The sequence below is a fragment of the Alteromonas marina genome (assembly GCF_000808575.1).
GTDB classification, from domain to species: Bacteria; Pseudomonadota; Gammaproteobacteria; order Enterobacterales; family Alteromonadaceae; genus Alteromonas; species Alteromonas marina_A.
In genome coordinates, this window is sequence record NZ_JWLW01000012.1 from 463987 (window position 1) to 478684 (window position 14698).

Below are 14698 nucleotides of genomic sequence, written 5' to 3' on the forward strand. Positions count from 1 at the left end.
AACGACAATTACTTATAAACGTTAAAGCCAATATCCCCAACTTTCAAATTTGGCTTGATGCTTAACTTTGTATGAGTAGTTAGGGCCTTCTAAAAAAATAATCGCCCTACTATCCACTAGTACTTATATTTCAGGCAAAAAAAAGCCCGCTTAACTAAGCGGGCTTTCAAAAACTATCAGAAAAACATTAGGCTAGCGTAATACGCGCAAACTTGCGTTTACCCACCTGATACACATTTTCACCTTTTTCGGTGATTACTAAGCGGGTGTCTTCCACTTTATCGCCGTTAATTTTAACTGCGCCTTGCTTAATCATGCGCATAGCATCTGAAGTCGAACCTACAAGGTTAGCTTCTTTCAACAAATTACCAATGGCAATACCTTCATCACTTAATGCAATTTCAAGCTCGGGCATGTCGTCAGGAATAGCGTTTTTCTGGAAACGTTGAATAAAGTCCTGATGCGCGCCTTCTGCCGCTGCGTCGTCATGGAAGCGTGCAATAATTTCTTTCGCCAGCATGATTTTAATATCACGTGGGTTTTCACCGTTAGCAACGCGAGTTTTAAGCTCAGCAATCTCTTCTAGCGGTCGGAAGCTTAGAAGGTCATAGTAACGCCACATCAAATCATCAGAAATAGACATCACTTTACCAAACATATCGTTTGGCGCGTCAGTGATACCGATGTAGTTGTTCAAAGACTTAGACATCTTCTGAACGCCGTCTAGACCTTCTAAAAGCGGAACCATTACAATAGATTGCTGCTTTTGGCCTTGCTCTTTTTGAAGCTCACGACCCATTAGCAAGTTAAAGCGCTGATCAGTACCACCTAATTCAACGTCTGACTCTAGCGCAACTGAATCCCAACCTTGCACTAACGGATACAGAAACTCGTGAATAGCAATTGGCTGACCGTTGTTATAACGCTTTTTAAAGTCGTCACGCTCAAGCATACGTGCAACGGTCTGACTAGCCGCAAGTTTAATCATACCTGCCGCGCCAAGGCCATCCATCCACTCTGAGTTAAAACGAATTTCCGTTTTATCTTCATCAAGGATCTTGAACACCTGTTCCTGATACGTTTTTGCGTTCTCTAATACCTGTTCTTTACTTAAAGGCTTGCGTGTTACATTTTTACCTGTAGGATCGCCAATTAGGCCAGTAAAATCGCCAATAAGAAAAACAACTTTGTGGCCTAGTTGCTGAAATGTACGCAACTTGTTGATCAACACAGTGTGACCAAGATGCAGATCAGGCGCAGTTGGATCAAAACCCGCTTTGATAGTAAGGGTTTTGCCGGATTTTAGTTTTTCAATTAAATCCTCTTCGGGGAGTATTTCATCAACGCCCCGTTTAATCTCAGCTAGCGCTGTTTGCCAATCTTTCATTTGTACGTCACACTCTTAAAAAAACTGTATATTCAATATTGGCGGGCATTTTACGCGTACAACGGAACCATTAAAAGGTTTGCGCGTCAAAAAACGGATTACAAACAGTCATGTTGTTAAACCCAACAGTTTTTAACGTGGAAATAGAGTGCTGAATTAACGGGGACTGTATTCAGTAAACTCAAGAAATAGTCTTCATGATAAGAGCTATTGGGTGTAACAATTTGCGCTAACAATATAATGAGAAAAGTTGCATTTTTAAGCAACGTATGTGAAATAGTGTTGTGCACATAACATTTCTCAGGTGGGCAGTAGTATGAGAAAGAAACTAGACGCTTCTAAAGCGCTCAATTTATTTAAAAAGTTACCGAAACAGCACAGAACTGGGTTAGCAGTGGCTAGCTTATTTCTGGGTGGGCTTATTCTTTTTCCAAGTGAACCAGTAGAAGCCAGTCGCCATCAAGAAGCACACATTCTGGATGCGGGTGTCCGCTATCCGGTGGAGCTTCATATTGCGCCGTCAACCAACGTATTTTCTGGTGAAGAAGAATCTTCATGGCAGACGTACAAGGTGCGCAGTGGCGATACATTAGCAAAACTATTTAAGCGTGCTGGCTTCACGTCGCGTGACGTATATAACGTAACGCAGGCAGGAGAGCTAACAAAAACGCTGGTTACTTTATTGCCCGGCGATGAACTATCGTTTAAGGCGAATAAAGACGGCAGCTTCGGCGAGTTAAAGTACAAATTGTCTTCGACTGAAACCCTGTTTGTACGCCCAGAATCGTCGGATGAGAACAGCGCCTTAACCGCTGAGCTTGAAAAGCGAGATGTAGACATTCGCTACAACTTCGCCCAAGGTGAAATTCACTCAAGTTTTTGGAATGCCGCCAGTGAAGCAGGTTTAACCAGCAATCAAATTATGAATTTGGCTGGCATTTTCGGCTGGGATATCGACTTCGCTATTGAGATCCGATCTGGCGATACGTTTAACGTAGTATTTGAAGAGCAGTACATTGATGGTGAATTTGTCGGTTACGGCGACATCGTAGCAGCAGAGTTTACCAACCAAGGCGAGCATTTTAGCGCTATTCTTCACGAAGATGGCACATACTACACGCCAGAAGGGCGCAGTATGCGTAAGAGCTTCCTGCGTGCGCCAGTGAATTTTAGATATGTAAGCTCTAACTTCACAAAAGCTCGCTTCCACCCAGTGCAAAAGCGTTGGAAAGCGCACCGCGGTACAGATTACGTTGCTGCGGTTGGTACGCCAGTTATGGCTGCGGGTGACGGTAAAGTAATTAAAGCGGGATACGATAAATATAACGGTCACCATGTTTTCATTCAGCATGGCGAGAAATACACGACCAAATATCTTCACTTTAAGAAGCGTGCAGTGAAAGTGGGAGATACGGTTAAGCAAGGCCAAACCGTGGGCTATTTAGGTAGTTCAGGTATGGTTACTGGCGCCCATCTGCACTATGAGTTCTTAGTGGATGGTGTTCACAGAAACCCACGTACGGTAGAACTACCGAAGGCGCTTCCTATTGCTAAGGAAGAGAAAGAAAGATTTATGGAAATTGCCGCAATGCGCCAAGAGCAGCTAGATAATAACAAGCGCATTATGCTTGCGATGCAATAGCGACGACTAGATGGCAAAATATATTGGCCTGATGTCAGGTACTAGCATGGACGGCGTCGACGCCGTCCTATGCGATATTTCACATACGTCTTGTACTACCCTCGCCGCCCATTCAATTCCTTATTCTGCCGAATTACTTACTGCACTCAATGCACTTTGTAGTGAAGGTCCTGATGAACTTAACAGTTTGGCCATCGCTGATAGGCTGGTTGCTGAAACCTTTGCACAGGTCACCTTAGCGCTGCTTGAGAAAAACAACCTACATCCTTCGGATATTACGGCTATTGGCTCGCACGGCCAAACCATACGTCACCACCCAAATTCCGATGTATTGTCAGCACACTTTGCAGGATCATCCATACGCGGCTTCACCTGTCAGATAGGCGATCCTAATACCATCGCTGTTCTTACCGGCATTGATGTTATTGCCGACTTTAGGCGCAAAGATATAGCCCTTGGTGGTCAGGGTGCTCCCTTAGTGCCCGCTTTTCATAATGCAGTATTTGCCAGTGATGATAAACACCGGGCACTCGTTAACATTGGCGGTATAGCAAACGTTTCAATGCTTGCGCCAAAACAAGATGCTTCGCCACCTAAAGGGTTTGATACCGGACCCGGTAACACCTTGATGGATCAGTGGATAAGTCTTCATTTAAATAAAAGCTTTGATAAAGACGGAGCATGGGCTGCGTCAGGGCATTGTCACTCAGGCCTGTTAGACAGGCTCTTACTGGATGATTACTTCGCTTTGCCTGCACCCAAAAGCACTGGCAGAGAGTATTTCAATATCAATTGGTTAAGTAATGCGCTTGCCAATTACTTCCCTTCTAGGGCAGAGCTGCAAAGCGAAGAAAAGAACAATAATTTAGCCCCTAAAGACGTGCAAGCTACCCTACTTTCGCTAACAGGTAGCACTATCGCTCAGGAAATTGTGAAGCATTTTCCTAAAACAAATAGAGAAGGCGCAAAAAGCGAAGTTATAGTGTGTGGCGGTGGCGCTTTCAATAAAGCATTAATGCATAACCTGAGCAATGCGTTGAGCGATTATGTAGTAACAGACAGCCATGCTCTGGGCATCCATCCACAGCACGTTGAAGGCGCAGCATTTGCGTGGTTTGCACATGCGTATGTGAATGATATTCCAGGCAATGTGCCTGCAGTCACAGGGGCTTCGAAAGCCACGGTACTCGGAGCGTTATATAAAAAAGCGTAAGGGCGACAGGCTATCGCCCTCAAACGCTTTATTGGTTCTTTTTATAAAAGCAACGTCACCACCTTAACTTGCCGTAACAAATAAATTCGCCATTACCAATACTAGCGCGTAACCCACGCTATACGCTGCAAGAAGAAGCAACACGAACTTGCCGTATTTGGCGAACGTCAGGCCCTTAACCTTACTCATGGTAACAATACCTGCTGATGAGCCAATAATAAGTAACGAGCCCCCCACGCCTACTGCATACGTGAACGCCATCCACTCAGCTGTCGACATGGCAATGTCCGCTTTTAACAACGCAGCAGTTAATGGCACATTATCTATCATGGAAGACAACACCCCCATCACAAAGTTGGCCCCTGTTGAAGGCATTACGCTATATACATGTAAAAGTGCGCCCAATGCGTCAATGTGATCGAGCATACCGACAAGCAGCAACACCCCAAGGAAAAACAGAAGCGTGTCGAATTCTATTAGGCGAATATAGTCCAAGATAGGATCATCATATTTTTCTTCTCCCATAAAGGTTGCCACTAAAAACATAACCGCCATACCCGCTAAAAACGAAAGCATAGGTGGAATAGCAAAAAGCACATTGGCAATTAACGTCAGTACAATAGTGGACAGGAATATTCCCGCAATTACGTAATCAACCGGCCTAAGTTCATGACGTGTTTTTTTTATTTTAACCTCCCCCTTCATACCTATACTCAACAGTAACGCTAGAAATAGTACTGCTGTGAGTGAAGGAATAATAAGTAAGAGCAGCTGAGTTATAGTGACCTTATCATCCAAGAAAATCATAAGAGTGGTGACATCCCCGGTTATTAGCGACACGCCCCCAGAGTTCACCGCAAATACCACTAGCACGGCAAATCGCATGGTTTGGTTAAAGGGCAAACCCAAGGATAAAACCATGGCAATAGACACCAAGGTCGCTGTGATGTTGTCAGCTAGCGAGGAGAAGCAAAAACTAAAAATAGCGGTAAAGAATATGAGTTTTTTGAGGGTTATTTTTTGCGGCATGATAATGTTTAACATGTTTTCAATCATGCCTTTGCGGTTAAGGTAAGCAACGAAAGTCATTGCCGCTAAAAGGAATAACCAGAGGGTGGATATTTCGCTTATGTTTTCTATGAGGTGTTCATTGAGCTCTGCTAGGTGAGGGCCCCTATTCGCATCTATGAAAAGAAGGATCCATGCGAATGTTCCGAAAAATAATGTGGTTTTGGCTTTATTCACGTGTAGCACTTCTTCAAATACCACACCCAATAATGCCATTACCGCTATGCCAATGAGCACATAGTCCAGCATACGTTTTACTCCCAAATTGTCAGGGGTGAATTATACGATTGCTGCTCATGCTTTAGCAGGTGTTCTGCGCTATACAAGGGGAAAAATCAGTTATATTCAACATGCACTAAACTGATGAAAATACGGTGAAAAAATGCTGTTAACTAATTGAGTACATTCCTCAAAAAAGTGGAATACATAACGTATTCAATATACAAAAAAGGCCAGTGATAAAATCACTGGCCCCGTACACGTTACTTAAGAAATACTATTTAGCTATTCCCATTTCCATCTTTTTAAGGGCATCTGCGTCTATTTCGGACTGAGGCTTAGCGCTGCTCTTTTTGGCGCGCATGTCGAAGTAGCCATAGCCACCTACTAGCAAGAAGCAAATAGCTGGAACAATATATGACACAATAACACCTGCGCTATCAATAATGGCGGCTTGGAACAGCGGCATAATAGCTCCACCAAGAATGGCCATTACAAGGCCTGCTGCGCCTAGCTTAGTGTCTTCCCCCAGACCTTCAAGCGCAATGCCGTAAATCGTTGGAAACATGAGTGACAAACAGGCAGAGATAGATACCAATGCGATTACGCCTGCTAAATTAGGAGACTGTGTCATGAAGATACATAGCGCCATGGCAATCAGTGACATGATCATTAGCAGTCTAGCTGGATAGAGGTACTGCATAACCCACGTCATCACGAAACGAGAAATTAGAAATACAATCATGCTGTATTGTAAAATTTCACCACCACTCACTTCATTGCCACCTGTCGCTTTCATTGCATATTGGATGGTGAAGGTCCACACGCACGTTTGTGCTCCGACATTAAAAAACTGAGCCAATACGCCAAACCGATAATGCTTGTTGGCTACTAACCGCTTAAGCGAAGCGCCCAACTTAACGTCTTCCACACTAGACTCAACCGATTCTTGAATTGGCGCTTTGATCAGGAAGATTGCAACCCAAACCAAAACGAGTACACATGCCATACCTACATAAGGAAGCATTACCGCATCAAGCTCAGCCCCTATCACGTTTTTAAGCTCGCTTACCGACATGGCGGCACGCTCTTGTGCAGATGCCTGATTCAGGTTTGGCAATATAAGCGTTGCAGCCAAAAACACACCTAAATTAGTACCAACGGGATTAAATGCTTGAGCTAGATTTAAACGGCGTGTCGCACTTTTTTGATTTCCCATCGCCATGACGTAAGGGTTCGCCGACGTTTCCAGAATGGATAATCCACCAGCCAATACAAAAAGTGCAGCAAGGAAAAAACCGTAAGTCATGGTTTGACTGGCTGGATAAAACAGAAATGCCCCCGCGGCCGCGCAGCCCAGTCCGGTCAATACACCTGTTTTATAAGAAAAGCGCTTGTTGATAAAAGCAGCAGGAATGGCTAAGCAAAAATACGCGCCATAATAGGCAAATTGAACCAATGCCGATTGCAAAGACGACATGGTAAATATTTTACTAAATACCTTTACCAAAGGGTCTGTCATGTTCGCAGCCACACCCCATGCAGCAAAGCAAATCGTTAACAATACAAAGGGAATCAATGTGTCTTTGGAAACCAAAGGGGCGTTGTTTTTCATAAGAACGGCCTTTCGCTTGTAAAAAATTAGTTAACCAATTTAAGCATTGCTCTTTACCCCTGTCAATAAATCAATTTGATTTATTTATTACGAATTGCACTGGAAATTAGACTTTATATGTAGAAAACCGTTAACAAAAACCACCGAACTATATTCAAACCGATTACAAGCGAGATTAAAATAATATAAAATTCAATATATTAAAGTAAACACGAAATACTAACGAAAGAATACTGCCCACTTGGAAATATCGTTATTCCATCTCCCTTCCGTTAACGAAAAACACACAAATTTTGAAAATTAAATAAATAAACAAGGTTGATTTAATAACAAAGGTTAGTTAGATTTCGTTCAAAACAAGCATATGTTAACGCGTTGTAACGTTAGCTACCTCTGATTTATCTCGCGTCAACAAGGAGTTAGCAACAAATGCGTAGATGTCATCAGTCACACGCTCATAACAAGCTGCGGTTGATAAACATTTTTAATTGAGAGAATAATGATGAAAACACCTACAATTACCCGTCGCTTTTCTGGATGTAAGACAGGCTTGCAAACAGCGCTCCTCGCAAGCACCGCCATTGTTGCCGCCACTGCGTCAGCATCACAAAGTAAGTTTCAAGACGCGTTTGACTTTCAAGCAAGTTATACGGGTGAGTCAGCCACCAATATTGACGGTGGTGAACGCAGAGGCAGTGCCTATGCGGGTCAGCTCTTTGTAGGTGGGGAATTAGATTTAAATACGCTAGCGGGCTGGAAAGACACCAAAATCCATATTGCCATGACAAACCGTCACGGCAAAAACTTAGCCGAGCACTACATTGGGAACAGTACGTCCGTACAAGAAATCTTTGGCGGCCAAAATACCCGTCTTGCACGGTTTACGATTTCTTCCTCGTTTTTAGATGGCGATTTAGAACTGGAAGGTGGCCGCACAGTAGCGAATATCAGTTTTTTAGGCTCTGAACTTTGTCAGTACTTTCAAACCAATGCTGCTTGTGGGAACCCAACCTTTGTATTTAGAACCAGTAACTTTACTTGGTGGCCGGTTTCGAGTTGGGGTGGCCATGCGAAATACTGGCTTTCGCAAAAAACATACTTTCATACCGGCGTCTATGAAGATAACACCAGTCATCAAGACTTAGGCGATCACGGCTTCGATTGGGCAACTAATGAGGCGACTGGTGTTGTTGTGCCCTTCACTTTGGGCTATCAAACTACGTGGGACAATGACGAACTTCCAAGACGCTACGAAATTGGCGGTTGGTACGATGGCGCAGACTACACCGACCCTGTCTTTGATGAGGAGGGCAATTATGCGGCGCAATCAGGCAATGATTACGCTGTTAGAAACGGTCGCTCGGGTATATTCGCACGTTTTGAACAAACTGTTACTCGTCCTAACCCGCTAACGAAAGAAGGGTTAACACTATTCGGTGCAGTGCTAACCGGTACATCGGGCGAGCTGATTGAAGACTACTATATAAAAGCGGGCTTCGTATTACGAGGCACACTGGCCTCACGCTCTGACGATACCATTGGCTTCGTATTTACCCGCCAACAGTACAGTGACGAAGCGCTAGAGGATCAACGTATATTAAGAAGCATAAACGGCGGGGTTGGTACACCAGCAAGCAGCCAAACCATGTTAGAGCTAAGTTATGGTTATCAACTCAACGACCACGTAAGAATTCAGCCGAACGTTCACTACATTATCAACCCCGACCAATTCGCACAGCGCGACAGAGTCATGGCACTTGATGATGCGATTGTTCTGGGCCTAAGGTTCGACGTAAACCTAGCGGCTTTGATACTTTAAATCTCCCTGCAATACACTTTACAGCGCCTTCGGGCGCTTTTTTTCAAACCGATGCCATTCCCTGCCGTTGAGTTTAATTAGTTTCAAGGGCAACTTTCTACCAATCCAACTTCTCGCTATCTCTGTATTCACTACTATCTTATAGCGTTTTGAGCACCAATACGCTTAGCGCTTCAACATCAATCTATTCTACGTTGAATAAGGAATAAGAATGACAGACTCAGTACTTTTTAGCTCGTTTGATTGGGCAGAGAATACATTGCAAAACCGCATGGTATTAGCCCCTATGACGAGAGGCAGAGCAGGTGCTGATCGCATACCCAATAAAATTATGGGCGATCACTATGTACAACGCGCAGATGCAGGGCTCATTATTACTGAAGCAACGGCCATTTCAGAAGAAGGCATAGGCTGGGTTGATACCCCTGGAATTTATACCGACAAAATGGTCGAGGGCTGGCGCTCGGTGGTCAATAGAGTGCACGAGGCAGGGGGAAAAATCGTTTTGCAGCTCTGGCATACTGGACGCGCATCACACAGCGACTTCCACGATGGAAATTTACCCCTGTCTGCATCAGCAATAAAAATCGAAGGGGACGAAATTCACACGCCTAAAGGCAAGAAGCCCTACGAAGTGCCGAAGGCGATGACCTTTGACGATATAAAACGCACAGTACAAGACTACAAAAAAGCGGCCGTTAACGCCAAGGCAGCCGGATTCGACGGTGTGGAAGTTCATGCTGCAAATGGCTATCTCATCAATCAATTTTTGGATAGCCGCAGCAATCAGCGCACCGATAATTATGGTGGTAGTGTCGATAACCGCTACCGCTTTTTGGCCGAGGTGATGGACGCAGTATTGAGCGTGTGGGATAAGGAGCACGTTGGCGTGAGATTATCGCCAAACGGTGTATTTAACGATATGGGGGCCGATGATTTTCGTGAAACCTTTACCTTTGTTGCCCAACAGCTAAACAAATTGGAGATAGGTTATTTACACGTAATGGATGGCTTGGCCTTTGGTTTCCATGAACGAGGCGAAGCCATGACCCTTGCTGAATTTAGAGCGCTTTTCGACGGTATGATCATTGGAAACTGTGGCTACACCAAAGAAGAAGCCGAGAAACGTTTATCTGATGGCGATGGTGACATGATTGCGTTTGGAAGACCTTGGATCACGAACCCAGACCTTCCGACACGATTTAAACATAATTACCCTCTCGAATCCTTTGACGATCCGTCGTCATGGTACGGAGGTGGTGTAGAAGACTACAACGATTTTGAAACCTACCGTGAGAAAAGTGGGAAAGACGCGATGACTTCGCTGACCTGATTTTCTTAGGGCAGAGCCTAGCGCTCTGCCCTTTTCAAAAGCGTTATTTGAATTAATTCAATGCGTAATGCTAACGCGTTCTCACTATTTTAGTATGGCCTTAGTTAAACGACTTTTTCTTAGCGGCTAATACGGCAAGTTTTTCTAGACACGACATCCACGCGTAGTTGTGCTGATCGCACTCTTGCTTGTTGAGAAAGCCCTGCTGAATAAGCACCAACCTTACATTCCCCTCTTCAGTCTTTTCGAAGTGAATGTCCACTGATGTCATCACCGACTCTTCCATATCATCTTCCCACGCCCAAGAGAACGACAGCTGCTCGTTCGCTAAAATAGTCACGTACTCACCAGTCAATGACATTTCAATACCGCTGGGATCCATCATCTTTATGCGATAGCGACCGCCTTCCTTGAAATCACTCATGATTTGTGTGACCGAACAATCGCCCGGTGCGAACCACTCACTAAGATATTCAGGCTCGTGAAATGCTGCAAAAACAAAGGGCAATGATGCATCTAGCGTTACATCAATTTTAAACTCGTGCATAAGGCTGCCTTAGATATTCTTTGACATTAAAGATCCGTGTTTATCTTACCTTATAACAAGGGTTAGGCGCTCTAGCGTCATTTACCTTTGCTATAAATAAAAAATCCCGAGCCCGCGTAAGGAAAGGCCCGGGAGAAGGAGAACATCCTCAATATTTTTTATCGACAGCTCAAAGCAACTTCTTGAGCTAAAAAATGAACCTATGCGCCTTTCATCAGTGAATCCATACTGGCCTTGCTGCCAAAGTGCTGTGAACTTACTCTTTCACTTACCGACAAATACAGATTGTCGATGTCGGCATTTGCCATAAACTTCTCACAAAATCCTGGAACATGAGGCTCGATAAAATGTTTGGCGGCTAGCATAAAGTGGGCAATGAGCTGTTTAACGTTGTCGGTACCCATGGCGATACGCATAGTCGTCAGTTCTATCCCTGCTTTCTTCTGCTCGTCTGAGCTGAGCTCAGAGTGAGAGGTCAGTGCCGGGCATAAAATTATCGTATTATTCTGGCCAATACTCACTTGGTGGCTGAATGCAGGCTCTAGGGCATCGAAGAACCGCACAAATACATCGCGAGGCAGGTTTGCCGGCGCCATATCAACCGTGAATAAAGTACACGGCCAGCCGTGTGTATGCTGCTTTTCACGCAAACCGGCATTACTGTGTTCAGGCAGTGCGTGACAGTTAACGCGAATTTGATCGTGGGCATTCAAAAATGCAGTAAACACTTGCGTATTGATGACCTTGGTCATCATGCGCTGCTCTAAGGTTTTCATGCCGTTTAATACGTCAAAGGCCTTTTCAGAATCTAAGAACGCGCCTTTGATGTAGTACACATCCCAAAACATGGTCTGTGACCAATCAACACCATTTGCTGAACTGCCTTTTGGCTGGAACATGCGGTGCCCTTCGCCAATAACTACGCCTGCTGTCGTAGCACCACTGCCACACAAATCTTTGGTGTAGCTGTGGATCACATAGTCAGGTCGTGCAGCTTTGTTTTTATGCTGAAGTGGCTGGTGCAGTACAGGTGTCGCAAGGGTGGAGTCCAACATTACTAACGCATCTTGTGCATGCGCTAATTCACAGATCCCAGGCACATCCAATACGTAACCATGTGGGTTACAAGGCGACTCCAAATACACGTGCATTTTCGCACCATTGCTTAAACGTGATGCATGCTCGGCTTTAGTTTTCTGCATGAAAGCTGCAAAGCTCTGTGCGTCATAACCGTCAAACCACGCAATCTGTATGTCCATTCGGTTGCTGCGGGCGAAATAATCATGAAGTAGTTGGTACACTCCGCCGTACACGTTCCTCGAAACAATCAGTACATCGCCATGACTAAGAACATTTGATAAACACGCATCAATGGCAGCCATGCCCGAGTTAAAGTTCCAAGCTAGATATTCGGCAGCGTAAGGACCCGCTTCCATATCCACAATGGCGTTAGCAAGGGAAATATTCGTTGGGTTTAACAGACGTGAATAAATTTGGTGAGTAAATTCTTTGCCTTGAAATGCGTCGTCGACCCATTCAGTACAGGCATACACATAAGTCGCTGTTCTTACCACCACGGGTGTTGCAGAAAAAAGTGCCGTGACATTGTCGAACAGTGGATAGTGCCCTTGCGAGCCATTGCCACTCGACAAACTTTGGTACGTGGCACGAAATGGGTTTTGCAGCGTATCCAGTATCTTCGCAATTTGAAAAGACAGAAACTTTTTAGCGTTGAAATAAGCCAGTCTGTCTTCTTTATCAAGCCCTTGTAGCGTATTACTCGTAATATCCCATAGCTGCATAACGCTTGCTTGAGCACAATATAGGTGATGAGCGGTGTTGGCGAGTGCCCTACCGTAGTCGCTCTCAGCATTTATACCGAAATGAGATAATTGTTCCTCAACTAAAGCCTGCGTTGTTTCGGCTTGGGTCGTGTTACGCTTAGGTGAAAGCACCTTAGCGTGCGTTACATCAACATCTGTTGAGTTTTGGAATTTGTTTTCTGACTGCATAGCGATTCCGTTGCAAATTGACTTCAGGTGCATGTACATGACACCAACACCTTTTACAAAAATGTAAAACTTAAATCACATTTTTAGAACAATCAGCATTACGATTGTGCAGTCAGACAGAGGAAAGAAAAGTTTACTTTAGGAGTGTTAAGCGAATGACAGCAAGGAGTTCAAAGAGGATTGAACTGACTATTTTAAGCGATGAGGCGAATGATATTGCCGAAGCGATTCGCCAAAAAATAGCAGATAACAACGACTTCAAAGACGCTGATGGCCACCCGCTTTTGGCGCTTAAACAAATTGCTCAATGTCCCGAAGATATAAATCCAGAAACCGTTACGGTACTGCTTGCAGACCCCGACCTTGCGTCTCGGATTATTGATAAATGTTCAGCACTCACCTGGTGCCAGTCTACCTGGGCAGGCAATGCTCCCCTTCTAAATGCCGATAAGAAGAACTACATACTTACCGGACTAAAGGGAATTTTTGGTAAGCTAATGCGGGAATATGTTTTTGCTTACTTGCTTGGGCATGCCAGAAACGTAAAGGCTTTTGAGCAAAACCAGCGTGCCGCTCAGCCAATTTGGGAAGCATCAAAGCGAATGCCGCTAAATGGACAAACGCTTGGCATTGCTGGACTGGGCAGTATTGGGCAAGCATTGATCCCCGTTGCTCACGCATTGGGTATGAGCGTTGTGGGTTTAACCCGAAGTGGGCAAGCAGTGGAAGGTGCCGATGCTGTCTATACACCCGACACTATCGAAGCGTTTGCCAGAGCATGTGACCACGTGGTGAATTTAATGCCCGACACGCCATCTACGCAAAACATGCTTTCTCACGAATTTTTTAGTGCGCTGAAACCCCACAGTGTATTTGTTAACGCAGGGCGAGGCAGTGCGGTTGACGACGATGCGCTCTTGCAAGCTTTAGACAAGGGCGCATTGGCCCATGCTGTATTGGACGTCTTTCGTAACGAGCCCCTAGACTCCGCTCATCCATTTTGGCAGCACCCTCGTATTTCAGTGACCGCTCACACTGCAGCGGAATCACAGCCAAGCGACGTAGCCGACGTGTTTTTAGAGAATGCGCTGCGTTACATCAACGGTGGACCGCTTAATTACCAGTTTGATTTTGATAAGGGTTATTAATCATATAACAGTCCTTATTTGAACGGGTTTCAAACTCAGTAGAGCCCTGATAATGCGAAAATTAACTACGCGGGTCGGTTGCTGTCACTTCAATTCGATCATGGTGCTTTTCATGGAACGTTAGCAACTGAGGATATTCCTTCATGCTGTGAAGCTCGCGGAAAAGCACCCAGTCAATCATGCTGTACAAACAGATTTCTGGATAAGTCCAACCGCTAAATCCACCCGCATCAAGCTGGTTTGACAGTGCACCTAATACCGCTTCAATTCGCTCGTTTTGAAGACGGTAATACATTTTGTCCTCGCCAATATCAAAATCTGAACGCTTCAGCAGCATAAGCTGAACAAAGGAATCGTTAGCTGCATCAATCAGGGTTAGTTGATTCTCTTCTTCCCAACTCAAGCCATCGTGATCAAGCTTGTCAGCAAGATAATTGTAGATAATCCGAGAATCGAAAATCATTTGGCCGTCATCTTCAAGACAGGGCACTTTGAGCGTGGGGTTACGAGAAGCTAGAAGTTCGCGGTCTTCGCCTGAAAAGATTTGAAGATTCAAAAACTCGTGCTCGGTAGAAGCAAGTACGATGCGAATGCGGCGCACGTAGGGAGAAGTGGTGGAGCCATATAATTTCATAAACGCTGTCCTTAACCGTAGTCGTTCTATGAAATCAGTGTAGCCGGAATTTGAAAATAAA

At 44.7% G+C, this 14698-nt stretch carries 11 protein-coding genes; 5 read left to right on the plus strand and 6 right to left on the minus strand.

The features are described 5' to 3' along the window. Positions 1-187 precede the first annotated feature (187 nt). A complete protein-coding gene (gene tyrS, locus RJ41_RS07655; RefSeq protein WP_014950559.1) occupies positions 188-1387 on the minus strand; it encodes a tyrosine--tRNA ligase in 1200 nt (399 codons plus the stop codon). 316 nt (positions 1388-1703) lie between these two features. Between tyrS and RJ41_RS07660 the strand changes: the two genes are divergently transcribed. After that, positions 1704-3029 (plus strand): OapA family protein, encoded by a 1326-nt coding sequence (locus RJ41_RS07660; protein ID WP_039218948.1) that lies wholly within the window; start codon positions 1704-1706, stop codon positions 3027-3029. A gap of 10 nt (positions 3030-3039) precedes the next feature. Then, complete coding sequence (locus tag RJ41_RS07665; protein WP_039218951.1) at positions 3040-4242, plus strand: anhydro-N-acetylmuramic acid kinase; 1203 nt, start codon at positions 3040-3042, stop codon at positions 4240-4242. A gap of 63 nt (positions 4243-4305) precedes the next feature. Here the strand turns inward: RJ41_RS07665 and nhaD are convergent, their stop codons facing one another. Beyond that, complete coding sequence (gene nhaD / locus RJ41_RS07670; RefSeq protein WP_039218954.1) at positions 4306-5559, minus strand: sodium:proton antiporter NhaD; 1254 nt, start codon at positions 5557-5559, stop codon at positions 4306-4308. Positions 5560-5806: 247 nt separating this feature from the next. Then, positions 5807-7144 (minus strand): L-fucose:H+ symporter permease, encoded by a 1338-nt coding sequence (fucP, locus tag RJ41_RS07675; RefSeq protein WP_039218956.1) that lies wholly within the window; start codon positions 7142-7144, stop codon positions 5807-5809. Positions 7145-7643: 499 nt separating this feature from the next. On the opposite strand from fucP, the gene RJ41_RS07680 reads away from it, so the two are divergent. Together RJ41_RS07680 and RJ41_RS07685 are read left to right on the plus strand one after the other, a co-directional pair. Then, the gene (locus RJ41_RS07680; protein ID WP_039218958.1) at positions 7644-8963 is read left to right on the plus strand and encodes a carbohydrate porin; all 1320 of its coding nucleotides are present in this window, start codon (positions 7644-7646) and stop codon (positions 8961-8963) included. A gap of 211 nt (positions 8964-9174) precedes the next feature. Continuing rightward, on the plus strand, positions 9175-10296 hold the full coding sequence (locus RJ41_RS07685; RefSeq protein ID WP_039218960.1) for an alkene reductase: 1122 nt from the start codon (positions 9175-9177) through the stop codon (positions 10294-10296). Between the two features lie 100 nt (positions 10297-10396). On the opposite strand, the gene RJ41_RS07690 is transcribed toward RJ41_RS07685, so the two are convergent. Together RJ41_RS07690 and RJ41_RS07695 are read right to left on the minus strand one after the other, a co-directional pair. After that, positions 10397-10843, minus strand: coding sequence for an SRPBCC family protein (locus RJ41_RS07690; protein WP_014950566.1), 447 nt, complete (start codon positions 10841-10843; stop codon positions 10397-10399). 200 nt (positions 10844-11043) lie between these two features. Then, on the minus strand, positions 11044-12855 hold the full coding sequence (locus RJ41_RS07695) for a trans-sulfuration enzyme family protein (protein ID WP_039219195.1): 1812 nt from the start codon (positions 12853-12855) through the stop codon (positions 11044-11046). A 155-nt stretch (positions 12856-13010) separates the two neighbouring features. Here RJ41_RS07695 and RJ41_RS07700 point away from each other — a divergent pair, with 155 nt between their 5' ends. Beyond that, the gene (locus RJ41_RS07700) at positions 13011-14003 is read left to right on the plus strand and encodes a D-2-hydroxyacid dehydrogenase (RefSeq protein ID WP_039218962.1); all 993 of its coding nucleotides are present in this window, start codon (positions 13011-13013) and stop codon (positions 14001-14003) included. Positions 14004-14064: 61 nt separating this feature from the next. Here the strand turns inward: RJ41_RS07700 and RJ41_RS07705 are convergent, their stop codons facing one another. Then, on the minus strand, positions 14065-14637 hold the full coding sequence (locus RJ41_RS07705; RefSeq protein WP_039218964.1) for a glutathione S-transferase family protein: 573 nt from the start codon (positions 14635-14637) through the stop codon (positions 14065-14067). Positions 14638-14698: the final 61 nt, after the last annotated feature.